We start from the raw sequence: 25,247 nt of genomic DNA on the forward strand, positions 1-25,247 counted from the left end.
CAACCTTACGTAATTACGTAATTTCCATCAAGAGGGTCGCGCGGGTCCGGGGAAAGCCGAAGCCCCCGCCCGGAGGACCCGGGCGGGGGCTTCGGAGGCGCCGGTCGGCGCGCGGCTCAGGCGAGCAGCGCGGGGATCGTCGCCTCGTGTGCCGTACGGAGCTCGCTCAGCGGGATGGAGAACTCGCCCTGGATCTCGATCTCCTCGCCGTCCACCACACCGATCCGGGCGACGGGCAGACCGCGCGCGCCGCACATGTCGGTGAAGCGGAGTTCCTCGCTGCGCGGGACCGCGACGACCGCGCGTCCCGCCGACTCGGAGAAGAGGAACGTGAACGCGTCCAGGCCGTCCGGCACGACCAGCCGGGCGCCCTTCCCGCCGCGCAGGCAGGACTCGGTGACGGCCTGGACCAGACCGCCGTCGCTCAGGTCGTGCGCGGCGTCGATCATGCCGTCGCGCGAGGCCGAGATGAGGATCTCGGCGAGCAGCTTCTCGCGGCCGAGGTCCACCTTGGGCGGCAGGCCGCCGAGGTGGCCGTGGACGACCTCGGACCAGGCCGAGCCGCCGAACTCCTCGGCCGTGTCGCCCAGCAGATAGAGGAGCTGGCCCTCTTCCGCGAAGGCGACCGGCGTACGCCGGTTGACGTCGTCGATCACGCCGAGCACGGCCACGACCGGCGTCGGGTGGATCGCCGTCTCTCCGGTCTGGTTGTAGAGCGAGACGTTGCCGCCGGTGACCGGGGTGCCCAGCTCCAGGCAGCCGTCCGCGAGACCGCGGGTGGCCTCGGCGAACTGCCACATGACGTCCGGGTCCTCGGGCGAACCGAAGTTGAGGCAGTCCGAGATGGCCAGCGGCTTGGCGCCGGAGGCGGCGACGTTGCGGTACGACTCCGCCAGCGCGAGCTGCGCGCCGGTGTACGGGTCGAGCTTGGCGTACCGGCCGTTGCCGTCGGTCGCCATCGCCACGCCCAGGTTCGACTCGGCGTCGATGCGGACCATGCCCGCGTCCTCGGGCATCGCGAGGACGGTGTTGCCCTGCACGAAGCGGTCGTACTGGTCGGTGATCCAGGACTTCGAGGCCTGGTTCGGCGATGCGACCAGCTTGAGGACCTGCTCGCGCAGCTCGGCCGCGTTCGCCGGGCGGGCGAGCCTGCCCGCGTCGTCCGCCTGGAGCGCGTCCTGCCAGGACGGCCGGGCGAACGGGCGCTGGTAGACCGGACCGTCGTGGGCGACCGAGCGCGGCGGGACGTCCACGATCTGCTCGCCGTGCCAGAAGATCTCCAGCTGGGAACCCTCGGTCACCTCACCGATGACGGTGGCGATGACGTCCCACTTCTCGCAGATCTCCAGGAAGCGGTCCACGTGCTGCGGCTCGACGATCGCGCACATGCGCTCCTGCGACTCGCTCATGAGGATCTCCTCGGGCGAGAGGGAGGAGTCGCGCAGCGGCACGGTGTCCAGCTCGACGCGCATACCGCCGGAACCGGCGGAGGCCAGCTCGCTGGTGGCGCAGGAGAGCCCGGCGCCGCCGAGGTCCTGGATGCCCGCGACGAGCTTCTCCTTGAAGATCTCCAGGGTGCACTCGATGAGGAGCTTCTCCTGGAACGGGTCGCCGACCTGGACCGCCGGGCGCTTGGCGGGGCCGGTGGACTCGAAGGTCTCGCTCGCCAGCACGGAGACGCCGCCGATGCCGTCGCCGCCGGTGCGGGCGCCGTACAGGATGACCTTGTTGCCGGGGCCGGACGCCTGCGCGAGGTGGATGTCCTCGTGCTTCATCACACCGATGCAGCCGGCGTTGACCAGCGGGTTGCCCTGGTAGCAGGCGTCGAAGACGACCTCGCCGCCGATGTTGGGCAGCCCCAGGCAGTTGCCGTAGCCGCCGATGCCCGCGACGACGCCCGGCAGGACGCGCTTGGTGTCGGGGTGGTCGGCCGCGCCGAAGCGCAGCGGGTCGACGACCGCGATCGGGCGGGCGCCCATCGCGAGGATGTCGCGGACGATGCCGCCGATGCCGGTGGCCGCGCCCTGGTAGGGCTCGATGTACGAGGGGTGGTTGTGCGACTCGACCTTGAAGGTGACCGCGTACCCCTGGCCGACGTCGACGACGCCCGCGTTCTCGCCGATGCCGACGAGCATCGCGTCGTTCTGCGGGACCTTCTCGCCGAACTGCTTGAGGTGGACCTTGCTGCTCTTGTACGAGCAGTGCTCGGACCACATCACCGAGTACATGGCGAGCTCGGCGCCGGTGGGACGGCGGCCCAGGATCTCGCGGATCCGGGCGTACTCGTCCTCCTTGAGGCCGAGCTCCTTCCAGGGCTGCGCGGCGTCCGGGGTCTCGGCCGCGTGCTTGACCGTATCCAGGCTCATGCGTTGACCAGCTTCTTGATGATCGAGGTGAAGAAACCGAGGCCGTCGGTGCGGCCGGTGCCGATGAGCGGCTCCACGGCGTGCTCCGGGTGCGGCATCAGGCCGACGATGTTGCCCGCGGCGTTGGTGATGCCCGCGATGTCGCGGAGCGAGCCGTTGGGGTTGCCGTCCAGGTAGCGGAAGGCGACGCGGCCCTCGGCCTCCAGCTCGTCGAGCGTGTGCTCGTCGGCGGTGTAGCGGCCGTCCATGTTCTTGAGCGGGACGCTGATCTCCTGGCCGGCGCTGTAGTCCGAGGTCCAGGCGGTCCCCGCGTTCTCCACCCGCAGCTTCTGGTCGCGGCAGATGAAGTGGAGGTGGTTGTTGCGCAGCATCGCGCCGGGCAGCAGGTGCGCCTCGGTCAGGATCTGGAAGCCGTTGCAGATGCCGAGGACCGGCATACCGGCCTTCGCCTGCTCGATGAGGGTTTCCATGACCGGCGAGAAGCGGGAGATGGCTCCGGCGCGGAGGTAGTCGCCGTAGGAGAAACCACCTGCCAGGACGACCGCGTCGACCTGGTGCAGGTCCTTGTCGCGGTGCCACAGGGATACGGGCTCGGCGCCCGCGATCCGGACGGCGCGCAGGGCGTCCTGATCGTCGAGGGTGCCGGGAAAAGTGACGACGCCGATACGGGTGGTCACTTCTCCTCCTCCACCTTCACGACGAAGTCCTCGATGACGGTGTTGGCGAGGAACGTCTCGGCCATCTCGTTAATACGGGCGAGGGCGGCCTCGTCGACCGGTCCCTCGACCTCCAGCTCGAAACGCTTTCCCTGACGAACGTCCGCGATTCCCTCGAAGCCGAGACGGGGCAGTGCACGCTGCACCGCCTGTCCCTGCGGGTCGAGGATCTCGGGCTTGAGCATGACGTCGACTACGACGCGTGCCACTGGCACTCCCGGTGTGGTGGTGTGGTGCGGCTGTCTCTCCGGGGGGTTCCCCAGACCCCCGCGGGTCCACTCAGCGTACCTGGCCAAAATTTCTACGCGGGTAGATATCGGGCGGCACGGACATGGCGATCATGCGGCGCAGATCACGCCGAGATATCGGACACGACACCGCACGGAAAAGGTCTGGGAAAAACCCACCCGGATTGCACACGGATTGCACACGGACACGCGGATGTAATTGGCGGGGCTTCACAATGCGGTGTCCACCGCTGTACAAATGATTACCGGGGAAAGCAGCATTGCCCCGGGGACAACGGAACAGTCGACATCTCGTCGATCCACATCCGCCCGCCTGACAGCCGGAAGGCAGGCATCCGCGCACGCGACACGCGCCGGTGCCGTAGGAAAGGACCGATATCCGTGGCTCAGCGCGTAGTGGTGACGCTCTCCGACGACATCGACGGGGGAGCAGCGGCGGAAACGGTGACCTTCGCTCTGGACGGGAAGACGTACGAGATCGATCTCAATCCCGCCAACGCGAAGAAACTGCGGAAGACCCTGGCGCCCTACGTGGCCGCCGGCCGTAAGCAGACGAACGCCGGCAAGCACGGCAGGACGCCCACGGCCTACCACCACACCTCCCTCGCCCCGGACCCGGCGGCCGTCCGCGCCTGGGCCCGCTCGCACCGGATGGAGGTGCCGGCCCGGGGCCGCATCCCGAAGAAGGTCTACGAGGCGTTCGCCGCGGCCGGCTGAGGCGGGGCGGATCGCACGGCGGTCCGGCCGGCGCTCGGAGCGTCCGGACGCTCCGTCAGGCGGCCCCGGGCGCCTCGCCGGACGACCTGCCGGCCGGGCTCGCGGAGCCGCTCCGCGAGCTCCGCGGGGAGCCGACTTGCGCGACACCCCCGCAGGTCGGCTAGAGTCTGGAGCACGCCGAGGGGCGAGGCCGCAAAGCCGAATCCCACGCAGCGTGCGGGTGTAGTTCAGTAGTAGAACATCCCCCTTCCAGGGGGAAGGCGCAGTGTGCAATTCCTGTCACCCGCTCTGCACGACTCTTCGGACCACGCAAGTGGATCAGGTAGAGTGGTGCTCGCTCCACCGGTGAAAGCCGAGTGGCTGCACTGCGGACGTAGCTCAGTTGGTAGAGCGCAACCTTGCCAAGGTTGAGGTCGCCAGTTCGAACCTGGTCGTCCGCTCAGAGGCAAAGGCCCCGATCGTTTTCGATCGGGGCCTTTGGCGTTCTTCGGTCGCCCCATGACGTTTGTCATGACCACTGGTGACAGCGCGCACTGCTCCCGGGCCGGTTCCGGCGGAAACCTTGAAGCATGACCAGCGACGACTTTCTCAACGACCGACGCGACGGTGGCCCGTTTCCGGTCACGCCCCCCGCGGGAACCGTGACCGCGGAGACGGTGATCGCGGTGGACGGGGTTCGCCGCAGCTACAAGGACGGCTTCGAGGCCGTCTCCGGCGTCTCCTTCTCCGTCGCCCGCGGCGAACTGTTCGCCCTGCTCGGGACGAACGGCGCGGGCAAGACCTCCACCGTGGAACTCCTCGAAGGACTGGCCCTCCCGACCTCCGGGACCATCAAGGTCCTCGGCCACGACCCGTACCGCGAACGCGCCGCCGTCCGCCCCCGTACCGGAGTGATGCTCCAGGAGGGCGGCTTCCCCTCCGACCTCACGGTCATGGAGACCGTACGCATGTGGTCGGCCTGCACCACCGGCGCCCGCCCCGCCGCCGAGGCCCTGGAGATGGTCGGCATGACCGCACGGGCGAACGTGCGGGTCAAGCAGCTGTCCGGCGGCGAGAAGCGGCGCCTGGACCTGGCGCTGGCGCTCACCTCGCGGCCCGAGGTGCTCTTCCTGGACGAGCCGACCACCGGGCTGGACGCCGAGGGGCGGCGCGACACCTGGGATCTGATCCGGGCGCTCCGTGAGTCCGGCACGACCGTCCTGCTGACCACGCACTATCTGGAGGAGGCCGAGTCGCTCGCGGACCGGCTGGCGATCATGCACCAGGGACAGATCGTGACGGCCGGGACGACCGCCGAGGTCACCGCCGCACACCCGGCCCGGATCCGCTTCACCCTGCCCGACGGCGTACCGGCCGGGCACCTTCCCCTCTCGCTGCGGGCCGGCGCGGAGGGGCAGCGGGTGGAGATCCGTACCTCCACGCTCCAGGAGTCCCTGCACGAACTGCTCGGCTGGGCACAGCAGTCGGGCGTGGAACTGCTCGGGCTCGACGCCCGCTCCGCCTCCCTGGAGGAGGCGTTCCTGCAGATCGCGAACACCCAGCTCCGCTCGCGGGCCGACGACCCGCGCAGGGCGGGGCCCCGGCACGGGTCCGCCGCCCCGTACCCGGACAGCAGCACCCCGAACGAGACGAAGAAGGTGACGGCATGACCACGCCCACCGCCCTCGCGGACGGCCGCACGGCCCCCGGCCCGGGCCCCTCCCCCTCCGGCTGGTCCGCCTCCCTCCGGCGGCTGAACGCCCTCGCCCGCGCCGAACTGATCCTGCTGATCCGCAACCGGTCCGCGATCTTCGTGGCCCTGGTGCTGCCGATCGTGATGATCTTCTCGATCCGGGCCTCGCTGGAACAGATCGACCTCGCCGGCACCGGACTCTCCGTCGCGGGCGCGGCCCTCACCGGCGGCATCGGCATCGTGCTGGTCCAGGTCGTCTACATGAACCTCGTCACCGGCTACGTCACCCGGCGTGAGGAACTCGTCCTCAAGCGGCTGCGCACCGGCGAGGTCACCGACCGGGAGATCCTGATCTCCACGGCGCTGCCCTCCGTGGCGCTGGCGGTCATCCAGAGCGTGCTGCTCGTCGTGGCGGGCGCCATCGCCTTCGACCTGAGCGCGCCGAAGCGGCCGGAGCTGTTCCTGCTGGGCCTGCTCGCGGGCTTCGTGATGATGTCCGCGCTCGCCGCGGCGACCTCCGCGGTGACCCGGACGGTCCAGACCTCGCAGATCACCACGCTGCCGCTGTTCTTCATCTCGCTCTTCGCCTCCGGGATCATCGTCCCGCTGGGCGTCTTCCCGGAGAAGCTGGCCGCCGTCTTCGAGCTGCTGCCGCTGACCGGGGTGATGACCCTCGTACGGCACGGCTGGCTCGGCGGCGTGGAGACCGGCGACCTGCTGACGGCCGCCGTGGCGGCGCTGGCCTGGACCGCCTTCGCGGTGTTTGCTGTGCGACGGTGGTTCCGCTGGGACCCGCGCGGCTGACGTGAAGGAGCTGAGGGGCGTGATCGGTCGGGTACGGGGCTGGCGGCGCGGCTGGCACGAGCGCAGCAAGCTCCAGCGCATCGACCTCTACACGCGGGTGACGCTCTACTCGATCACCTGGTTCTTCGCGGTGTCCTGGGGCCTGCTGCCGCTCGGCGACGCCCTGGACAACGGGTCGGTGGCGGTGGCCCTCGCCGCCGCGTTCCTCGTCGCCAACATCACCCAGTCCGTGCTGAGCAACCGCAATCTCTCGGCCGCCTTCGACCACTACCGGGGGGCCGGCCCGTTCCCTCCCGGGCGGTTGCGGCTGCCCGTCGCGCTCCAGGTGGTGATGACCGGCGTCCTCGTGGCGCTCGCGGCCGTGAACGGCGTCAAGGACCAGGGGCTGGTGCTGCTGGTCCTGGATCTGCCCGTGGCGTTCGCCATCCCGTACGTCCTGCTCGTCCCGGTCCGGAGGTACCTGGGTCTCGGCGCCGTCTACGCCGCGCTCGTCGTGGCCCTCCTGGCGGCCGTGGGCGTGCCCGGCGCGTCGCTGATCGGGGCGGCCTCCTCCCTGGTCGTCGTCACGCTGCTGGTGCTCGTCTCGACCCGGCCGAGCATCTGGAGCCTGTCCGTGATGTGGCAGGCGGAGGAGGCGCGGGACATGCAGGCGCGCCTCGCGGTGGCGGAGGAGCGGCTGCGGTTCGGCCGGGACATGCACGACGTACTGGGCCGGAACCTGTCCGTGATCGCCCTGAAGAGCGAGCTGGCGGTGGAGCTGGCCCAGCGCGGGAACGCCGCGGCGGTGGACCAGATGGTCGAGGTGCAGCGGATCGCCCGGGCCTCGCAGCAGGAGGTCCGCGATGTCGTGCGCGGCTACCGGGAGGCCGATCTGCCGACCGAACTCATGGGCGCGCGAGGCGTGTTGCAGGCCGCCGGGATCACCGTCACGGTCGAAGGGGCCGACGGCCCGGCGGGCATCGGGGCTCCGGCCGCCGTCCAGGCCGCGCTCGGCTGGGTGGTGCGCGAGACCGCGACGAACGTCCTGCGCCACGGCGACCCGCGCCACTGCTGGATCCGGCTCGCGCGGACCCGGGACGCGGTGGTCCTGGAGGTCGAGAACGACGGGGCCGGCGCGACGGATCCGCTCGGCGGCCCGGACGACGGCGGCGGCTCGGGCCTCGCCGGACTCCGCGAACGGCTCGGGGCGCTCGGCGGGACGCTCAGCGCCGGGCCCGCCGGGGAGGACCTCTTCCGGGTGACGGCGACGGTCCCGCTGACGGCCCCCCGCCCGACGCCCTCCGCCTCCTCCTCCCTCTCCACCCCCTCCGCCTCCTCCTCCCTCTCCACCCCCTCCGCCCCTTCCTCCCCCTCCACCCCCTCCACCCCCTCCTCTCCCGACACCGCTTCCGCTCCTCCGGAGGAACGATGACCACCGCGCAGCCCCTGCGGGTCCTGCTGGCCGACGACGAGCACCTGATCCGGGGTGCGCTGGCCGCGCTGCTCGCCCTGGAGGAGGACCTCGTGGTGGTCGCGGAGGCGGCGAGCGGCCCCGAGGCGCTGGCGATGGCGCTCGCGCACCGGCCCGATGTCGCCGTCCTGGATCTCCAGATGCCGGGTGCGGACGGTGTGAAGGTCGCCACATCGCTGCGGGCCGAACTGCCTGGCTGCCGCACCATGATCGTGACCAGCCACGGCCGCCCCGGGCACCTCAAGCGGGCGCTGGCCGCCGGTGTGCGGGGGTTCGTCCCGAAGACCGTCAGCGCCCGGCGGCTCGCCGAGATCATCCGTACCGTCCACGCCGGAAACCGTTACGTGGATCCGGAGTTGGCGGCCGACGCCATCTCCGCCGGGGACTCCCCGCTGACCGCCAGGGAGGCCGAGGTGCTCGAACTGGCGGCGGACGGGGCGCCGGTCGCGGAGATCGCGGAACGGGCCTCGCTGTCCCAGGGGACCGTACGCAACTACCTGTCGTCGGCCGCCACCAAGATCGGTGCGGAGAACCGGCACACGGCAGTGCGTCTCGCCCGCGAGCGGGGTTGGGTATAGTAGGCATCGCGCTTCGGCGCACTGCGGACGTAGCTCAGTTGGTAGAGCGCAACCTTGCCAAGGTTGAGGTCGCCAGTTCGAACCTGGTCGTCCGCTCAAGAAGGAGAAGGCCCCGGTCCTCGTGGACCGGGGCCTTCCGCGTTTCCCGGTCGGCTACGACCAGTTGGTGCCGGTCAGCACCTCGAACGCCTCGATGTACTTGGCGCGGGTCGCGTCCACGATCTCCTGCGGCAGCGCCGGGGGCGGCTGCTCGCTCTTGCGGTCCCAGCCGGAGGCCGGCGAGGTCAGCCAGTCGCGCACGAACTGCTTGTCGTAGCTGGGCTGCGCACGGCCGGGCTGCCAGGTGGCGGCGGGCCAGAAGCGGGAGGAGTCCGGGGTCAGCACCTCGTCGGCGATGATCAGCCGCTCGGTCCCGTCCTCGGTGGTCTCGAAGCCGAACTCGAACTTGGTGTCGGCCAGGATGATGCCGCGCTCGTGCGCGATGTCCCGGGCCCGGCGGTAGACGTCGAGCGTCGTGCGCCGCAGCTCGGCCGCCGTCTCGACGCCGACGGAGCGGGCGATCTCCTCGTAACTGACGTTCTCGTCGTGCTCGCCGACGGCCGCCTTGGTGGCCGGGGTGAAGATCGCGCCGGGCAGCTCGGATCCGTTGACCAGACCCTCGGGAAGGCCGATGCCGCAGACCGTCCGGGTGGCCTCGTACTCGACCAGCCCGGAGCCGGTCAGATAGCCGCGGGCCACGCACTCGACCTCGACCATCCGCAGCGCCTTGCAGATGAGGGTGCGGCCCGCCCAGTCGGCCGGGGCGCCCGGGGGCAGTTCGGTGGAGATGACGTGGTTGGGGACCAGGTCGGCGAGCTGGTCGAACCACCAGAGCGAGAGCCGGGTGAGGACGCGGCCCTTGTCGGGGATCTCGGTCGGCAGGACCCAGTCGTACGCGGAGATCCGGTCGCTGGCGACCATCACGAGGTCGCCCGCCTCGTTCCGGTACAGGTCACGCACCTTGCCGGTGTGCAGGTGGGTGAGGCCCGGAACCTCGACGGGCTCGGGCTTTTCTACAAAACCGGACACGGTGCCTCCGCGTAGATTGATCCAGGAGCGGTTCCGATTGTCCCGTACGCAGGACGCGGAGCGCGCGCCGGGCCCGGCCCGGGTGCCGTCGCGCCGGTCAGTCGCGCTTGCAGATCCGGTCGAGGAGGTTGGCCGTGGCCCGCTGGATCCGGGGGTCCGTGTGGCCGGGGCGGTCCAGGGCCGGGGACCAGGCGAAGGTGCCGGAGGCGAAGACGAGTGCGCCGGAGGGGGCCTGGTAGAGCGAGGTCTCCTGGTGGCGGGTGGCGCCCTCGGAGTCCTCGTACGGGGAGTGGGCGAGCAGGATCCTGGTGTCGTGCTCGGGCAGGCTGGTGCGCGGGAAGTAGCGGTCGGCCTCACCGGCGACCAGGCCCGGGATCTCGTCGCCCTCGACCGCGCCGGTGGCGTCCCAGAGCCAGTGCTCGGCGTTGCGCACGACCAGGGGGCGGGGCTCGGGCACCCGGCCCGCGTACTGGATGCCCAGGAGCTGCTGCTCGGGCCGGTCCACCTCGCGCCACAGGGCGGACTTCCCGGGCCCCCGGCGTTTGCGGCAGGTGAGCAGCCGGTCCGGCTCGCCGGACGCGGACGGGGCGAGGCCCACCTGCCAGTACATGGTGTTGGCGGAGAGGAAGACGAGCGAGGTGCCGGAGTCCCGGGCGCGCTCGGCGGCCCGGCGCATCGGCAGCGACCAGTACTCGTCGTGGCCGGGGAAGACCAGGCCCCGGTAGCGGCTGGGGTCGACGCGGCCCGCGTGCAGGTCGCGGGCGTCGGCGTAGGCGAGGTCGTAGCCGTACCGCTCGGCCCAGCGGATGAAGTCGTACGCGTGTCCCACGTGCAGCGGCAGGCCCGATCCGGCGTACGGGCGGTCGAAGGAGATCGTGACGGCGGCGTCCTCCTCGCCGAGCAGCCGCCCCCGCTCGTCCCACGCGTGGTAGAGGCTGGCGCCGGTGCGGCCGTCCTCCGGGTAGAGGTTGTACGCCTGCCAGGTGATGTCGGGCAGCAGGAGCAGCAGGTCGGCGGGGTGGTCGTGGCGGACGGTGAAGGGGATGTGCGAGCGGTAGCCGTCGGCGGTGGTCAGGACGGCCACGTACGCGCCGACCGACCAGTAGCTCGGGATCTGGAGCCGCCAGGACATCCACCAGTGGTGGCAGGAGACGGTCCGGTCGGCGGCGAGCGGCGGGGGCTGGACGATGCCGGAGAGCCGCGGGCTCGTGGTGATCTTGGCCGCGCCGTCGCCGCCGTAATGACCGATCCGGTAGACGTCGACGGAGAACTGCTGGGGCGGGTCCACGGTGATGTGGAAGTCGATGGCCTCGCCGGGGGCCGCGGCGCCGGGCGAGACGAAGCCCTTGATCTGGCGGTGCACGTCGTCGGCGGTACGGGTGCCGCCGCCGGTGGAGCGGGCGAGGTCGGCGTACCAGGGGACGACCTGGCCGGTGTCGTCGAAGTAGTTCTCACTGCCGCGCAGCCAGGGCAGCGGGCCCTGCCCGAAGGGATCGCTCACCGCGTGCGCGAGGGCACCCGACTCCCACCGGCGAATCTGCTCCGCCCCCATGCCGCGCCCCTCCCTCGGATCCCCCGGAGCCGGACGGCTCCGTGGACCCTTCGGACAACTCTGGTGCGCCGAGTGTCAGCGCCGATCCCCAGCACATCACATAACGCATGCACCCCGTCACCCTTCGTCGCGAATTGACGGGAACGGAACCTTTCCTTCCGATTTCCGGACTCGGTGCTCCGTACTGCGGCCGCCCCGGTAGGGCTGTGGGTGAGCCGCGGCCCGTGCCGGTGCGCGGCTCACACCAGCCGGACCGGTTTGTCGGAGCGCACGCCCACCTCGGCGAGCCAGGACAGCAGCGGGTCCGGGTCGCCGTCCTCGACCAGGCTGAGGACCGGGGCCGCGAGGTCCGCCCGGCGTTCGCCGCCGACGAGCAGCGCGGGGCCGTCCAGCCAGTCCAGGCCGGGCGCCGCACCCGCCGTGTCCACGGCCGCGCAGCAGACCATGGCCGCGACGTGGTCGGCGAGCAGCTCGGTGCCCGTACGCGGCGGCTGGAGCGGGAAGAGGGGCAGCGGTCCCGGCCCCCAGAGGTCGAGGGGGTCCTCGGCCGCGCCGGAGTCGGGGCCGGCCGGACCCGGACCGCCGTGCCCCTGACCGCCGTGTCCCGGGCGCCCGGCCTCCTCGCGGGCGACCGCGGCGCCGATGCGCGCCGCGAGCTCCTCGCCCGGACCGCCGGGTCCGCCGGGCCCGGACAGCTGCTCCATGACCCGGGCCAGGGTGGGCACGTCCGGGTCGCCGGCGGCGGCCCGGGGGACGCCCAGGGTGTCCAGGACCCGGTGCAGCCGGGCCGCTTCCGTACGCCACTTCCGGTCGACGACCTCGTCGGGATACTGCTGCCAGTCCACCGGCGCCCAGTCCGGACCGCTCTCGGCGGGGCCGCCGTGGAAGAGCCGGGCGGCGAGCAGGGACGCCGCCTCGTCGGCCACCCCGGGCTCCTCCAGGAGGTCGCACGCGGGCCGCTCGCCCAGGCGCAGGGCGAAGCCGTCGGCCAGCCGGTCCCGGCGGGAGAGCTCGGTGAGCGCGGAGACGACCCCGGCGTCCAGCCGGGAGGGCCAGCGGCCCATCCGCCAGGCGGGCAGCGCCACCCGGGTCAGCAGCCGGTCCCAGCCGGCGTAGGCGAGGCCGACCTGTTCCTGGGCGGCGATGCGCAGCCCGTAGTCGACCGTCTGGGCCCGCATGGACGCGGCGGCGGCCACACAGCGCTCCATCTCGGCGGCATGGTCCCGGCAGGCCCGCAGCAGCAGCCGGGCGACCCAGCCGGCGAAGGCGAGCGGCGCCCCGCGCAGTGCGCCCCGGCCGGGGGCGGCGGCATCGGCGATCGCCGCGTCCAGGCCGCGTACGAAACGGCGGGCGGCGGCTATGTCGGGGTGCGCGGACGGGCCGGTGCCCGCCACCACGGGGGCCAGGACCGCGCGGAGCTCGGCGACCCTCATCCACCACAGGAACGGCGAGCCGATGACCAGGACGGGTGCGGTCTCCCCGGCCCTGTCCCCGCTCCTGTCCCCGGTCCTGCCCCCGGTTCTGTCCCCGTCCCCGCCCCCCGCCGGGGTCCGCCGGGACGGCCGGAGCGCGCGGTGGGTGCGGTCCTCCAGCCAGCTGTCGCAGTCCGGGGTCAGCGCCACGGCCGAGGGCGCGGGCACGTCGAGCCGGTCGGCCAGCTCCCGGACCAGGCGGTAGAGGTCGGGGGCCCCTTCCTCCGGCACGGGGACGGTCGGGCTCATGGCGGGCCGTGCGCGGGCCACGGAGACGGCGACCAGGACGGTCACCAGCAGCACGACGACCGCGACGCCGAGCACCGTCCAGCGCACGGCGTCCCAGGCGGGACCGGCCAGGTGGCCCTGCGCGCCCGCCGCGAACAGCACGACGGCGACGGCCGCGGGCAGGATCGCCACGGCCAGTGCCCTGCCGCGGATCCGCAGCAGGGAGAGCGCTCGGGCCTGTGCGGCCCGCGCACCCAGCTCCTCACCCACATCGATACCGGACACGGCCGGACGTCACCCCCTCTGCCCCTCGACGGTGTTGCTCACTCCCCCACTGTGGCACCCGTCACCGACATCGCAATGCCGGTGGGCCAAGTGCCGGAACGCTTGCGCCGCACCCTAGTTGGGGCTCCGGCGACCGTCATCCGGATGGCCCAGTCGTCACCCGATGGAATGGCTTTGGGTAAAGCTGCTGACGTGTTCGCGCCCATGGGGCAGGACCTCCGGAGGGGAAGGGGAGACGGACCCGTGGCATGGGACAGCCCCTCGCGCCCGCCGCGTACGCCGGTGACGTACGGGAGCGGGCGGAGGGGCTGGGCGGAGGGGCTGCGGAAACCCTCGTACGCCGACGGGTCAGCCCTGGGCGGCCTTCAGAGCGATGTCCGTACGGTGCTGGGAGCCGTCCAGACGGATCCGGCCCAGCGCGGTGTAGGCGCGTTCCCGGGCCGCTGTGAGGTCCTTGCCGGTCGCGGTCACCGAGAGCACCCGGCCGCCCGCGCTGAGCACCGCGTCGCCCTCGGCACGGGTCCCGGCGTGCAGGACGTACGCGTCGGGTCCGTCCTGCGCCGCGACGTCCGCGAGCCCGTCGATCGGGTCGCCGGTGCGCGGGGTGTCCGGGTAGTTGTGCGAGGCGATGACCACGGTGACGGCCGCGTCGTCGCGCCAGTTCAGCGGCGGGAGGACATCGAGGGTGCCGTTGGCGGAGGCGAGCAGGACACCGGCGAGCGGGGTCTTCAGCCGGGCCAGGACAACCTGGGTCTCCGGGTCGCCGAAGCGGGCGTTGAACTCGATGACCCGGACACCGCGCGAGGTGATCGCGAGGCCCGCGTAGAGCAGCCCGGAGAAGGGCGTGCCCCGGCGGCGCAGCTCGTCGACGGTCGGCTGGAGGACGGTTTCGAGAACCTCGTCGACCAGCTTGGGGTCGGCCCACGGAAGCGGGGAGTAGGCGCCCATGCCACCGGTGTTCGGGCCCTCGTCGCCGTCCAGGGCGCGCTTGAAGTCCTGGGCGGGCTGGAGCGGCAGCACGGTGGTGCCGTCGGTGATCGCGAAGAGGCTGACCTCGGGGCCGTCGAGGAACTCCTCGATGACCACGCGGTCGCAGGACAGCGCGTGGGCGCGGGCCACGGCCACGTCCTCGGTGACGACGACGCCCTTGCCCGCCGCGAGGCCGTCGTCCTTGACGACGTACGGGGCGCCGAAGGCGTCGAGGGCCTCGTCGATCTCCGCGGGGGTGGTGCAGACGTAACTGCGGGCGGTGGGGACCCCGGCGCCGGCCATGACGTCCTTGGCGAACGCCTTGGAGCCCTCCAGCTGCGCGGCTTCACCGGACGGGCCGAAGCAGGGGATGCCGGCCGCGCGCACGGCGTCGGCGACCCCGGCGACGAGCGGCGCCTCCGGGCCGACGACCACCAGCCCGGCGCCCAGCTCGGTCGCGAGGCGCGCGACGGCGTCACCGTCGAGCGCGTCGACCGGGTGCAGTTCGGCCACCTCTGCGATGCCGGCGTTGCCGGGGGCGCAGTACAGAGCGGTGACATCGGGGTCGAGGGACAGAGAGCGGCACAGGGCGTGTTCGCGGGCGCCGCCGCCGATGACGAGGACCTTCACGGGGTGCAGCCTAGCCGCCGGGCGCGGGGAGCCCCGACGGCCGCCGGTCCGTGGACGGACCACAGCGGCTTCACGGCTCGTCGCACCCGTCGGGGCCGGGCCGCCGCCGCCTCACGGCCCGTCGCACGCGTCAGGGCCGGGCCACCACGGCTCATCGCGTCGGGCCACCACGACCCGCCCACCGGCTCATGCGCCCGGCCACGGCCTCACGCGCCCAGGACCACCGCCTCACGTGGCGGCCCACCAGCTCACCGCCCGCCGGGGACCCCGACCACCACCTCACTGCTCGTTCGGGAACTCCTCGACCACCGTGGCGCCCAGCTCGCGGACGATCAGATCGTGGCCGGAGAGGGCGGAGTCGACGAGATCCGGGTCGTCGGCCTCCGGGGTGTCGTCCTCGGGGGCCACGGATCGCGGCGGCTCCGCCCCGTACGCGTTGGAGGAGGCCTCGGGGGCGGGCGCGGCCTCCCGGCCCTGCGGCGGCGCGGAGGAGGCCGGCGACTGCTGGGCGGACGGGGCGTGCTGCCCCTGCTGCGGGGCCGAGGACTGCTGCGGCGGGGGCGCGTGCTGGGGCCGGGGCTCGTACGCGACCGGGGCCGCCGGCGCGGCCGGGGCGGGCTGGTACTGCGGGGCGGGGCGTCCACCGCCGCCGCCGGACTGCGGGGGCGTCCCGCCGCCGGAGGGGTCGACGACCGCTTCGATGCGCCACTGGGCGTTGAAGCGCTCGACGAGGGCCTGCTTGAGGATCTCCTCGCTGCCGCTGCTCGCGAAGTTGTCACGGGCGCCGGCGTTGAGGAAGCCGAGCTGGAGCGTCGTGCCGTCGAACCCGGCGACCTGGGCGTTCTGGCTGAGCAGGATCCAGGTGAAGCGACGGCGGCTCTTGACCGCCTCCAGGATGTCCGGCCACATGTTCCGCACCTGGGCCGCGCCCTGGGCCATGCTCTGGCCGCCATCGGGCGCGGCCGGGGCCGCGGGGGCCGCCGGGGCCTGGGCAACCGGGGCCGCGGGCGTCGGGGTGGCGGCGGGGGCCGGGCCACTGCCGGGGGCGGACGCGGTGGGCCAGCCGCCGGGACGACGGGCCTGGTCCCCGGCTCCTGCTCCGGATCCGGATCCGGCGGCGGCGGGCCAGGACCCGGGCCGCTGGGCGGGCTCGGGGGCAGGCGCCGCGGGGGCCTGCGGGGCGGGCGGGTAGGCCTGGGCCGGGGCGGGCGGCGCGTAGGCGGCCGTGGCGGGCGTCGCGGGCGGGGGCGCCTCGCCCCGTACGGCGGCACGCGCGGCGTCCGGACCGGCGGGGGCCACGGGGGCGTGGGCCTGCGGAACGTGCGCCTCGGGCCCCGGCACGTACCCCATGGGAGCAGCGCCGACGGGCGGAGCGGCGAACGAGGCGGCAGCGGCCGCCGAGGCCCCGCGCTCCAGCCGGTCGAGCCGGGCCTGCAGCGACCGCTCGTCGTCGTAGGCGGCGGGCAGCAGGACCCGGGCGCAGATCAGCTCCACCTGGAGGCGCGGCGAGGTGGCCCCGCGCATCTCCGTGAGCCCGTCGTTGACCAGGTCGGCGGCGCGGCTCAGCTCGGCGGCGCCGAAGACGGAGGCCTGGGCCTGCATGCGCTCGACGACATCGGCGGGGGCGTCGATGAGCCCCTTCTCGCCCGCGTCCGGCACGGCGGCGAGGATCACCAGGTCGCGCAGCCGCTCCAACAGGTCCGCCACGAACCGGCGCGGGTCGTTGCCGCCCTCGATGACCCGCTCCACGACCTCGAAGGCGGCGGCCCCGTCACCGGCGGCGAAGGCGTCGATGATCGAGTCGAGCAGCGAGCCGTCGGTGTACCCGAGGAGCGAGGTGGCCATGGCATACGTCACACCGTCGTCGCCCGCACCGGCCAGCAGCTGGTCCATGACGGACATCGAGTCACGCACGGACCCCGCGCCCGCGCGCACGACGAGCGGCAGGACGCCGTCCTCGACGGGGCTGTTCTCCCGCCCGCACACATCGGCGAGATAGCTGCGCAGGGTCCCCGGAGGAACGAGCCGGAACGGATAGTGGTGCGTACGCGACCGGATCGTCCCGATGACCTTCTCGGGCTCGGTCGTCGCGAAGATGAACTTGAGGTGCTCCGGCGGCTCCTCGACCACCTTCAGCAGGGCGTTGAAGCCCGCCGGGGTGACCATGTGCGCCTCGTCGATGATGTAGATCTTGTAACGACTGGAGGCGGGCCCGAAGAACGCCTTCTCGCGCAGGTCACGGGCGTCGTCCACACCACCGTGCGAGGCGGCGTCGATCTCGATCACATCGATGGACCCCGGCCCGTTGCGCGCGAGGTCCCGGCAGGACTGGCACTCCCCGCACGGTGTGGGGGTGGGGCCCTGCTCGCAGTTCAGACAGCGGGCGAGGATGCGCGCGCTGGTCGTCTTTCCACAGCCGCGCGGCCCGCTGAACAGGTACGCGTGATTGACCCGGTTGTTCCGCAGGGCCTGCTGGAGCGGGTCAGTGACATGCTCCTGACCGATGACCTCGGCGAACGACTCGGGGCGGTAGCGGCGGTACAGCGCAAGGGACGACACATCTACGAGGTTATCGGGGCCGACTGACAACCGAACCCACGTCGCCCGAGCACCCGCCCGCTCAAGGCCCCCGGAAACGCAAGGGCCCCCCACGCACCCGCCAGAGCCGACCTACCCTTGCTGCCTTCCGGCCCTGGGGGAGTTCAGTCAGATAGCGCCACGTGAGGGGCTGACGCCCACCTTAGCGGATCCCCACCCCCTGCGGTCCACCCGCCCACCCTCACGGAACGACCTGCGGACCCTCTCCGGACGATCTCCGGGGAACGTGTTCGCGAGCACCCTCCAACGTCTTGTATTGTTTGCGGCGGAGGATTCGCCTAGTGGCCTAGGGCGCACGCTTGGAAAGCGTGTTGGGGGCAACCCCTCACGAGTTCGAATCTCGTATCCTCCGCCATTGCTCTCACCGGGCAATACGTCGAAGGCCCCCGCAGCTCGCTGCGGGGGCCTTCGACGTTGCCTCGGCCCTCGTTGTTCTGGTCCCTGTCCGCGTCCACAGGGGCGCTCGGTGCGGGCCCCCCGATGGCAGCTGCGAGCTTCTGCGCCACGTCCTTCAGCATGGCGTCAGGCACGTGCAGGTAGTACCGCGCGCATCCGCGAGGACGTGCCTGCCGCCCGGCCCATTGATCTGGTCGATCACACGGTCCGGGAGGCCGAGCAGCGTGAGGACCGTGGCAGCGGTGTGCCGGGCGTCATACAGGCGCCCGGCACGTACGCCCGCGTCATCGAGCGACTTCTTCCAGTCGTGGCAGTCGGTGTTCGGGCTGAGCGGCCCACCGAGCGGCTTCGTGGACACGTAGTCCGATTCGGTCCACAGGCTGCCGGCCGTCGACCTTTCCGCGCCCTGCGGGCAGGTCCCCACGTTCCAGGCGCGTGGGTACCCGGCGCGGTGCGCGGCTCCTGCGACAGCGCGCTTGATCTTGATGGGGCGGGACAGGGCTTTCCGTCTCCTCCGCCCCACACCGTCCGGGCACTCGGTTCAGAGCGTCTTCACGGTGCACGTCTCACAGCTCTTGTGCTGCGATCCCTGGAAGTTGCCGGTCGAATTGCTGATCGTGGCCTTGGAGTTGTTATGGATCCACTTCTTCCATGTGCCGTTGGTCTTGACACGTACCCAGGCGTGCCCGGCACATGAGGTGCCGGTCTTCTGCGTGTAGACCAGAGTGCGGCTGGAGTAGGCGTCGTAGTACGTCTTCACGCCGCCACATGTGCGCGACAGATCCGCCGTGGCCGCGGACGCCGGCGCGGCGACCAGCGCGACCATACTCACCGCGGTTACCACCGCACCCACCATGGTCTTCCCTCGACTGCCCATACCGTCCGGTCCCCCTTGGAGCTCTCAGGCTGACCGCCTGTCAGCCAACAGCGAGCACTCAGCTTGACGCGCGGAGAGCCAGACACTCACCTATAACTGTGCAGGGTTGGCCTCCCCAGGCCCCGCCAACACCTCTGTACGACAACGCACCCCGCTGGGCGTCGTCATCGAGCCGCCGCACCCTGACGTTCCTCGGTCGGGCTCTGCCCCCCCGCCGGAGCCCGATTGCACCGAGGGCGAGGGGGTCCTGGCGGAGGGCTCGGTCACCCGGGCCTCGAAGCACTCCCGTTCGGCGTCGGCCGACGCCGGCCGGAAGCAGGCCCGGACGGTGCCGCCGACGGTGGCCTCCGTCATCCCGGTGTAGACGAAGGTCGCCGCGTCCTCCGCGTTCTCGATGCGCACGCTGTGGGTCGGGCCGTCTGCCGTGACGTCCACCCGGTCGCCGATCTCGGTCCCCCAGGTCCGTACCCAGCTCGCCCCGCACTTCTCGCTGTGCCGCAGTTCGACGTGGGCGCCGGTGGCGGTGCGGTGCGCGGCGAGGGTGTCGGGGCCGATGCCACAGATCAAGCGCATCGGATCCCGCCCTTCGCAGGCGGCTCCGTGGCACAGCGGAGCGAAGGAGAAGGGGACGGAGGATGGGGTCGGTTCGGCCCTGGGCGCCTCGGAGTCCGGCAGCAGGAAGAGCAGCACGACGGCGACACCACCGACGATCACGCTGTAGGCCGACGCCAGCAGCACCAGGAGCCTGCTCCGTCCAAGGCGTCGTCGAGGCCCTTCGGTCGTGGCGGCCTCCACGGGCTGCGGCGGCGGGCCTTCTGTCGAAGAGGTCGAAGAGGTCGAAGAGTCCGTCGAGGAGTCTGTTGAAGAGTCCGTCGCAGAAGAGGAAGCGGTCTGGGGAGTGGCCACCGAGCGACCGCTCCAGCGCGACTCGGCGATCTCCCAGAGGGCAAGCGGCCGCCCCTGCGGTTGGTCCGCGAGACGGCACAGCTCCTGGACGGCCTGGCGTGGAGGCAGCGCCTTGCCGTTGAGGTAGCGCTCCCACGAGGACTTGCTGTACGTCGTCCGCTCCGCCAGCGCGGCCAGGCTCAGCCCCGCACCGGCCCGCAGTTCCCGCAACGCCGCGACCAGCCGGGCGTGTTCCGGGGTCACGTCGGATCTGCCTGCCGCAGGGCGTTCCAGGTCGGCGGGTCGATGACTCCGTTCACGATCAGCCCGTTCCTCTTCTGCAGGTGCTCGACCGCTCGTCGGGTCTTCGGTCCGAAAACACCGTCGATGTCCCCCGGAACGCTACCCGCCCGGCGCAGCAGACACTGGGCCTCGGCCACTTCGAGGCCCACCTGGGTGTTGGAGAGGAGCACCTCCGCGGTCGGGCTCAGCCCCGCGTGCCAGCGGCCGTCCTGTCTCTCCAGGCGGCAGGTGTAGATGACCGGGACCAGAGTCGCCGACACCGTGGCCGGCGCGGTCGCCGCGGTGGCGTCGCGCTGCTGGGCGAGCTGGGTACGGGCATCGGTGAGCCGCACGGCCAGCAGGAGGGCCGCAGAGGTGGACAGGACGGTGACCACGGCCGCCGCGGTGAGCGCGGCACGCAGGTGGCGCCCGTACGGCTGCCGCACCCCGGAAACCTGTGCCGGAGCCGCGGGCAGGCTTTCGAGCGCCCGGGCGGCGGGCTGCCGTCCCTCCAGCCGGTGCTCGGTGGCGATCTCGTGCAGCGCCAGCAGGCGAACCGGATCCTCGCCGCAGACCCGGGACATCGCCGCCACGGCCTCCTGCGGCGGCAGGGACCTACCGTTCAGGTACCTCTGCCACGACTTCGCGCTGTATCCGGTCCGCGCGGCCAGTTGCCGCGAGCTGAGTCCGCTGCGGTCCTTCAGCCCGCGCAGCCGGACGATCAGCTGACGGGCGGGCGGGGGCAGTTCCGCGGGCAGTTCCTTCCAGCGGGGCACGCTCTTCCCATCACGTTCCGGACCGCAGGCGCGGCCTCCATACGTCGGTCTCATTCTGCAACAGCTGATACGGGCACCACAGAGCAGGGAGCCTGCGCGACAGCCCGGCGGGCCCTCGGCCCGGGGGCGGAACCGGCCGTCCCGCCGCCGCCGTGGATCCCGCCCCGGGGACTTGGCAGTCGGCATCTCCGCAGGCCAGGAGGCGGGACGTCCCGGAGCGGGGCCACTTCCTCAGCAGCTGTGGCCGACCGCCGCGCCGCGCCCGCATGCTCGGGGCAGAACCGGCCCCACCCCCACGTGTGCCGGCAAGGCGGCTCACCCGCCAGCCCAACGTCTTCTCCGAGACGGAACCACGCACCAGAAGGGTTGAACCATGCAACGAGCATCCATGCCGCTCCGCACGCGGATCGGAGCGCTGGGGGCGCTGTCTCTCCTTGTCGCCGCCGGCCTGACGGCCAGCCCGGCGATGACCACACCGGCCCACGCCGCCTACGGGCCCTGCAACACCACCTCATGGCGTGACGTTCCCACGCTCGGCGGGAAGAACGACTACAAGATTCCCGCTCGTTCGGGCAATGGAATCTCCTGCTACATGGGCTACCGCGACGGCGCTTCTTCGGCGGTCGAGGCCCTTCAGCAGGCCATCACCATTTGCTACCCCGGCACCTGGGCCGCCAGGAAGATCCACGACTCCGACGGCATCGACGGCATCTACGGCAACGGCACGGTCGAGGCGGTGAGATGGCTTCAGATCAACAAGCTCAACCTCGCCGGCAACGCGGACGGTGTCTACGGCCCCCAGACGCGAGCGAAGATGCGGTGGCCGCACTACTACGACCGCGGTGCGCTGCTGAACTCCTGCACCAACCCGTCCACACTCTGACCCGACCGGCCGAGCCCTTCCCGGTGACGTTGCCGGACTGCCCGAATGCCCCTGCCGAATCGGCGGATTCGCGGGCTGTGGCCGGGAGACGACACCACCGCGAGGGGCTTGGCCGGAGAGGCGGCTGCCGGGGAGGGGGACCCCTGCGGCGTACCACACGGACCCCAACCCTCCGACCCATAGAACGATCGAGGGCTGCCCTATGAGGCAGCCTTCATATCAGCGAGGAAACAGTGCACAAGCGACGGGTAGTTTCCGCGGCCTCTCTGGCCGTCATAGGTTTCGCACTTTCGGCCTGCAACGGTGACGACGGCGAGTCGGCCGCGAAGGAGTCTCCGGCCGCGTCGGCGTCCGCTTCGGCCCCGGCCTCGTCCGAACCCAGCAGCGAAAGCCCGACCGACGACAGCGGCGACAGCGGCAACGGCGGCGAGGCCCCCGCAGACGGTGACGTCACCGCCCCGGGCACCAAGCTCAAGACCGGCGACCGGGCCGTCCTCCCGTTCCGATACACGAGCGACAAACAAGGCACCATCGCCGTCACCGTCACCGCCATCGAAAAGGGCGCCGAATCCGACATGGCCGCCTTCGGCGACAAGGCGAAAGGCATGACGCCCTACTTCATCAAAATGAAGGTGGAGAACGTCGGCGGCACCGACCTCTCGTACGCCTCACTCAAGCTCGACGGCGTACTGGACGGCGGCGCGGGCACCGGCGTCATCCTGATGGGCGACATCCCCGGCAAGTGCGACCGCGAAACCGCACCCCGCGACTTCACCACCAAGGGCGCCACCTACGAAACCTGCTCCCTCGCCGCCACGAAGACCGCACCCGTCACCGGCGCGGAATTCGACGAGGGCGACACCTACACCGACAGCCCGGTCGTCTGGACCAACTGAGGCCCCGAAGCTCGGGTCCCGGGATTCGGGCGTCGGGATGCGAGACCCGGGGTTCGAGCGCCTTCTTTAACCGGTAGGTAGATGAAGGGGGGATGATCGCCGAGTGCTCCTCCCAGGTCCGCCCATGGGCGACCGCCGTCCTCGCCGGCGCCCCCGCCGCCCGACGCACGCAGTACATGCCCGGGTCGGACACCACATGGGGAAACGGCTCGACGACAACGACGACCGGGCCGCCGCCGTCATCACCGCGTTCCTCCAGGACGAGCCCGCGCCCCCGCCGGACCACCCGACCCGCCAGGAGATCCCCGGCTTCCTGCGCGATCACCGGTGAGGACCGCAAGGGTCGGGCGGTACGTCACGCCGTACGCGCGCGGCCCAGGCGGAGGGCGGAGACCAGGAAGAAGACGCCGCCGAGGAAGGCGTAACCGGCCAGGCTGGTCAGGGAGGCGCCGTCCTTGCCCGCCTGGGCGACGAACGAGGTGCCGGCGAGCGTGGAGATGCCGCCGCTGGCGATCATCGCCCACTGGCCGCCGAGTTGACGCCGGGCGGCGCCGACGACGAGCTGGACGATGCCCGCGGTGACCGCCCAGGCGCCCCAGACCCGCAGGACCGCGGGGATGCCGGAGGTGGCGGCGACGGCGAGGCCGATGCCGGTGAGGGCGCTGAGCGCGACGTTCACGTACAGGGCGCGCGCCGGTTGGCCGTTCGCCCGGGCGGACCGGATGTCGACGACCGCGCAGGCCACGTCGAACAGGGGATAGATCACCAGCAGCGTGGCGGTGACCGGGCCCAGCGTGTCGGCGGTCGCGAACAGCAGGGCGGCCCACACGGCGGCGAAGGCGAAGCGCAGGAGGTACAGCTTGCGCAGGGCGGTGGGAACGCTCGCGGGAGCGGTACCGACGAGGGTGTCCATGGAAGTTCCTTTCAGGAGGACCGCATCGATACCGGTCGGTCGGACCGCATTGACATCGGTCGGTCGGGCACCGGAGGCACTCCACATCACGAGGGAGAACGTTCGGTCTCGCTCTCCATTCAAGGGAACGGGGTCGCCTCTGTCAAGACCGAACGTTCTCCCTCACGTGTGCGGTAATCTGGCCGCATGAGTGAGGGCACGGGAAGGGCCAGTACGTCGGCGGCGCGGGCGCGGCTGCTCGACACGGCGACCAGAATCTTCTACGCGGAGGGCATCCACTCCGTCGGCATCGACCGGATCATCGCGGAGGCGCAGGTCACCCGCGCCACGCTGTACCGCCACTTCACCGGCAAGGAAGAGCTCGTCCTCGCCTATCTCGACCAGGCCGACCGGGGCATCCGGGCGGGCATCGAGGCCGCGCGGGCGGGCGAGCCGTCGGCGGCCGACGCGGTCCGGGCGATCGGCAGGTTCATCACCGGAGGCATCCAGAGCCCCGGCTTCCGCGGCTGCGCCTTCCTCAACGCGGCGGCCGAATACCCCGACCCCGTCCACCCCATCCACCAGGCCGTCCTGGCCCACCGCCAGTGGTTCCTGGAAACCGTCACCGAACTCCTGGCACAGGTCGGCGACGAGCCCGCCGAGGGAGCGGGCCGGCACCTCGTCATGCTCCGCGACGGCGCCATGGCCGCGGGCTGCCTCTCCGACCCGAAGCCGATCGCCGAGACCTTCCTCCTGGGCGTCGAGGGGATCCTGCGGGCGCGGGGCGCCTGAGGGCCTCCGGCCTATACAGCAGGTCCCGTGTACGCGGCCCGGCTCCGTCCGGAACGGATGTCGTCAAAGGCATCCGGCGCCGCCAGAACTCGTCCGGGCGGACCGAGCTGGAACAGGCCGTGGCCGATGCCGCCGACCGGCCGGACGACGCGGACGCCACCGTCGGGCTGCGGCAGCAGATGGAGCGGGCACTGCGTGAGGACGTCGAGCTGCGGGGTGAACTGGCCACCTTGTCGGGGGCGGCGAGGCCGGGGGTTCGGACGGGGGGCCACAGTCCGTCCATCTCCCACAGCGAAATCGGCGGGGACAACATCCAGATCGGGCAGGCGGGCGGAGCCGTACGGATCAGCCGGACCTGACCGGTGTCGTCGGCGGGTTCGGGGGGAGCGGGGGCGGCAGGGACGGACCGCCCGTCCCTGGACAGCTCGTGGATCGGCGGTCACAACATGCAGATCGGGGAGGTCACCGGCGACCTGCCCATCCTTCTGGAACAGCCCTCGCTGGAGATGCTCGCATCCATACTTTCCGCCGCACAGGACCAGACCGTGCGGGTCCTGCTGCCGGCCCGATCCCACACTCACTTCTGGGATCAGCTGGAGGCCGAGCTCGGCGGCCTGGGTATCGCGTTCGCTCCGCCGGCCGCGCTGACCGGCTTCCCTGAACGGTCGGGGGAGACGCTCTTCCACGAGGCCGCCACCAGGATCGCTCAGGCCTTGGAGCTGCCCGATCTGTCCCCGCCCGCCCCGGACGACCTGACAGATCCCTCGTGCGCCTCACCACTGACCCTTCACATGGCGTCGCTCGCCGCCGTTGTCGCCGCGGGCAACGACGATGGGCACCCCGGCGACTTCTCCCGCTATCTGCTGCTGCACGAGCAACGTCGCTGGAATGCCTCGACCGATGCGAACACCATGCGGGCGCTCACCACCGACTCCGACTACTCAGAAGGCTCCGACGACTTCGACATGGCGATCGGGCGGCTCGGACTGGCGTGGGAGCAGTTGGCCTTCTGCCTGCCCGAGGGCGATCCTGAACGCGCCGCCGTCCGGTCGGAGTTCCACCGGATCTTCGGGGCTGATCCTCAGGAGGCCGAGGACCACGCGGAGGAGCGGTCCGCACCGGACACATGCCCCCCGGGCGGGCCCGGTTGCGCGAAGACACGGCCGCCCGGCCCCGGGAGCCCACCGCCGTGAAGGTCGGGAGCTCCCCGGTCCG

General features: G+C 71.9%; 24 protein-coding genes, 4 tRNA genes and 1 other RNA gene. 15 read left to right on the forward strand and 14 right to left on the reverse strand.

Annotated elements, in window-relative coordinates:
- Positions 1-116 precede the first annotated feature (116 nt).
- From purL to purS, 3 genes are read right to left on the reverse strand one after another with little or no spacing between them, the layout of a single operon-like run.
- Entirely contained in the window at positions 117-2,366 is a 2,250-nt protein-coding gene (purL, locus tag KV381_RS17175; RefSeq protein ID WP_086778325.1) for a phosphoribosylformylglycinamidine synthase subunit PurL, read from the reverse strand.
- Positions 2,363-3,043 (reverse strand): phosphoribosylformylglycinamidine synthase subunit PurQ, encoded by a 681-nt coding sequence (purQ, locus tag KV381_RS17180; protein WP_030076810.1) that lies wholly within the window; start codon positions 3,041-3,043, stop codon positions 2,363-2,365. Before purQ ends, purL begins: the two co-directional genes overlap by 4 nt.
- A complete protein-coding gene (gene purS, locus KV381_RS17185) occupies positions 3,040-3,291 on the reverse strand; it encodes a phosphoribosylformylglycinamidine synthase subunit PurS (RefSeq protein ID WP_030076812.1) in 252 nt (83 codons plus the stop codon). The genes purQ and purS overlap by 4 nt, the downstream gene beginning before the upstream one ends.
- 420 nt (positions 3,292-3,711) lie before the next feature.
- Here purS and KV381_RS17190 point away from each other — a divergent pair, with 420 nt between their 5' ends.
- The 8 genes from KV381_RS17190 (at position 3,712) to KV381_RS17225 (ending at position 8,647) form a co-directional block, all read left to right on the forward strand.
- Entirely contained in the window at positions 3,712-4,047 is a 336-nt protein-coding gene (locus tag KV381_RS17190; protein WP_030633450.1) for an Lsr2 family protein, read from the forward strand.
- A gap of 216 nt (positions 4,048-4,263) precedes the next feature.
- Positions 4,264-4,335, forward strand: a tRNA-Gly gene (locus tag KV381_RS17195).
- 79 nt (positions 4,336-4,414) lie between these two features.
- Positions 4,415-4,487: transfer RNA gene (locus KV381_RS17200), tRNA-Gly, on the forward strand.
- Between the two features lie 129 nt (positions 4,488-4,616).
- Positions 4,617-5,696, forward strand: a complete 1,080-nt coding sequence (locus KV381_RS17205) for an ABC transporter ATP-binding protein (protein ID WP_218785582.1) — start codon at positions 4,617-4,619, stop codon at positions 5,694-5,696.
- Entirely contained in the window at positions 5,693-6,523 is an 831-nt protein-coding gene (locus tag KV381_RS17210) for an ABC transporter permease (RefSeq protein ID WP_030633445.1), read from the forward strand. The genes KV381_RS17205 and KV381_RS17210 overlap by 4 nt, the downstream gene beginning before the upstream one ends.
- Before the next feature lie 19 nt (positions 6,524-6,542).
- Positions 6,543-7,934 carry a sensor histidine kinase gene (locus KV381_RS17215; protein ID WP_218785584.1) on the forward strand — a complete coding sequence of 464 codons (1,392 nt, stop codon included), beginning with the start codon at positions 6,543-6,545 and terminating at the stop codon, positions 7,932-7,934.
- Positions 7,931-8,551: a response regulator transcription factor gene (locus KV381_RS17220; protein ID WP_030076821.1), complete on the forward strand. Its 621-nt coding sequence runs from the start codon at positions 7,931-7,933 to the stop codon at positions 8,549-8,551. The genes KV381_RS17215 and KV381_RS17220 overlap by 4 nt, the downstream gene beginning before the upstream one ends.
- 23 nt (positions 8,552-8,574) lie before the next feature.
- A tRNA-Gly gene (locus KV381_RS17225) sits at positions 8,575-8,647 on the forward strand.
- Between the two features lie 57 nt (positions 8,648-8,704).
- Here the strand turns inward: KV381_RS17225 and KV381_RS17230 are convergent.
- The 6 genes from KV381_RS17230 to ffs all read right to left on the reverse strand — a co-directional run bounded on the left by KV381_RS17230 (position 8,705) and on the right by ffs (position 17,488).
- Positions 8,705-9,619 (reverse strand): phosphoribosylaminoimidazolesuccinocarboxamide synthase, encoded by a 915-nt coding sequence (locus KV381_RS17230; protein ID WP_030076823.1) that lies wholly within the window; start codon positions 9,617-9,619, stop codon positions 8,705-8,707.
- Positions 9,620-9,716: 97 nt separating this feature from the next.
- The gene (locus tag KV381_RS17235; protein ID WP_030076825.1) at positions 9,717-11,171 is read right to left on the reverse strand and encodes a N,N-dimethylformamidase beta subunit family domain-containing protein; all 1,455 of its coding nucleotides are present in this window, start codon (positions 11,169-11,171) and stop codon (positions 9,717-9,719) included.
- A gap of 239 nt (positions 11,172-11,410) precedes the next feature.
- Entirely contained in the window at positions 11,411-13,156 is a 1,746-nt protein-coding gene (locus KV381_RS17240; protein ID WP_218785586.1) for a hypothetical protein, read from the reverse strand.
- 348 nt (positions 13,157-13,504) lie between these two features.
- Positions 13,505-14,755 (reverse strand): phosphoribosylamine--glycine ligase, encoded by a 1,251-nt coding sequence (purD, locus tag KV381_RS17245; protein ID WP_193464669.1) that lies wholly within the window; start codon positions 14,753-14,755, stop codon positions 13,505-13,507.
- Positions 14,756-15,034: 279 nt separating this feature from the next.
- Positions 15,035-17,314: a DNA polymerase III subunit gamma and tau gene (locus KV381_RS17250; RefSeq protein ID WP_218785588.1), complete on the reverse strand. Its 2,280-nt coding sequence runs from the start codon at positions 17,312-17,314 to the stop codon at positions 15,035-15,037.
- Between the two features lie 77 nt (positions 17,315-17,391).
- Positions 17,392-17,488, reverse strand: an RNA gene (gene ffs / locus KV381_RS17255) — signal recognition particle sRNA small type.
- Positions 17,489-17,620: 132 nt separating this feature from the next.
- Here ffs and KV381_RS17260 point away from each other — a divergent pair.
- A tRNA-Ser gene (locus KV381_RS17260) sits at positions 17,621-17,708 on the forward strand.
- 156 nt (positions 17,709-17,864) lie between these two features.
- On the opposite strand, the gene KV381_RS17265 is transcribed toward KV381_RS17260, so the two are convergent.
- From KV381_RS17265 to KV381_RS17280, 4 genes are all read right to left on the reverse strand, one after another.
- The gene (locus KV381_RS17265; RefSeq protein WP_256995084.1) at positions 17,865-18,107 is read right to left on the reverse strand and encodes a hypothetical protein; all 243 of its coding nucleotides are present in this window, start codon (positions 18,105-18,107) and stop codon (positions 17,865-17,867) included.
- A gap of 183 nt (positions 18,108-18,290) precedes the next feature.
- A complete protein-coding gene (locus KV381_RS17270) occupies positions 18,291-18,605 on the reverse strand; it encodes a hypothetical protein (protein WP_143665816.1) in 315 nt (104 codons plus the stop codon).
- Between the two features lie 111 nt (positions 18,606-18,716).
- A complete protein-coding gene (locus KV381_RS17275; RefSeq protein ID WP_218785590.1) occupies positions 18,717-19,775 on the reverse strand; it encodes an XRE family transcriptional regulator in 1,059 nt (352 codons plus the stop codon).
- A complete protein-coding gene (locus KV381_RS17280) occupies positions 19,772-20,569 on the reverse strand; it encodes a peptidoglycan-binding protein (RefSeq protein ID WP_030633429.1) in 798 nt (265 codons plus the stop codon). The genes KV381_RS17275 and KV381_RS17280 overlap by 4 nt, the downstream gene beginning before the upstream one ends.
- Before the next feature lie 388 nt (positions 20,570-20,957).
- Here KV381_RS17280 and KV381_RS17285 point away from each other — a divergent pair, with 388 nt between their 5' ends.
- The 3 genes from KV381_RS17285 to KV381_RS36505 all read left to right on the forward strand — a co-directional run bounded on the left by KV381_RS17285 (position 20,958) and on the right by KV381_RS36505 (position 22,679).
- Positions 20,958-21,452 (forward strand): peptidoglycan-binding domain-containing protein, encoded by a 495-nt coding sequence (locus KV381_RS17285; RefSeq protein ID WP_256995085.1) that lies wholly within the window; start codon positions 20,958-20,960, stop codon positions 21,450-21,452.
- Between the two features lie 233 nt (positions 21,453-21,685).
- Positions 21,686-22,348 carry a hypothetical protein gene (locus tag KV381_RS17290; protein WP_086778637.1) on the forward strand — a complete coding sequence of 221 codons (663 nt, stop codon included), beginning with the start codon at positions 21,686-21,688 and terminating at the stop codon, positions 22,346-22,348.
- Between the two features lie 196 nt (positions 22,349-22,544).
- Positions 22,545-22,679, forward strand: a complete 135-nt coding sequence (locus KV381_RS36505; RefSeq protein ID WP_256995086.1) for a hypothetical protein — start codon at positions 22,545-22,547, stop codon at positions 22,677-22,679.
- A gap of 24 nt (positions 22,680-22,703) precedes the next feature.
- Here the strand turns inward: KV381_RS36505 and KV381_RS17300 are convergent, their stop codons facing one another.
- Complete coding sequence (locus KV381_RS17300; protein ID WP_218785592.1) at positions 22,704-23,261, reverse strand: hypothetical protein; 558 nt, start codon at positions 23,259-23,261, stop codon at positions 22,704-22,706.
- A 186-nt stretch (positions 23,262-23,447) separates the two neighbouring features.
- On the opposite strand from KV381_RS17300, the gene KV381_RS17305 reads away from it, so the two are divergent.
- From KV381_RS17305 to KV381_RS17315, 3 genes are all read left to right on the forward strand, one after another.
- Positions 23,448-24,032 (forward strand): TetR/AcrR family transcriptional regulator, encoded by a 585-nt coding sequence (locus tag KV381_RS17305; protein ID WP_218785594.1) that lies wholly within the window; start codon positions 23,448-23,450, stop codon positions 24,030-24,032.
- 119 nt (positions 24,033-24,151) lie between these two features.
- Complete coding sequence (locus KV381_RS17310) at positions 24,152-24,391, forward strand: hypothetical protein (RefSeq protein ID WP_218785595.1); 240 nt, start codon at positions 24,152-24,154, stop codon at positions 24,389-24,391.
- Positions 24,392-24,478: 87 nt separating this feature from the next.
- A complete protein-coding gene (locus KV381_RS17315; protein ID WP_218785596.1) occupies positions 24,479-25,225 on the forward strand; it encodes a hypothetical protein in 747 nt (248 codons plus the stop codon).
- Positions 25,226-25,247 lie beyond the last annotated feature (22 nt).

It is taken from the genome of Streptomyces sp. WY228 (assembly GCF_019287315.1).
Classification (GTDB): Bacteria; Actinomycetota; Actinomycetes; order Streptomycetales; family Streptomycetaceae; genus Streptomyces; species Streptomyces caviscabies.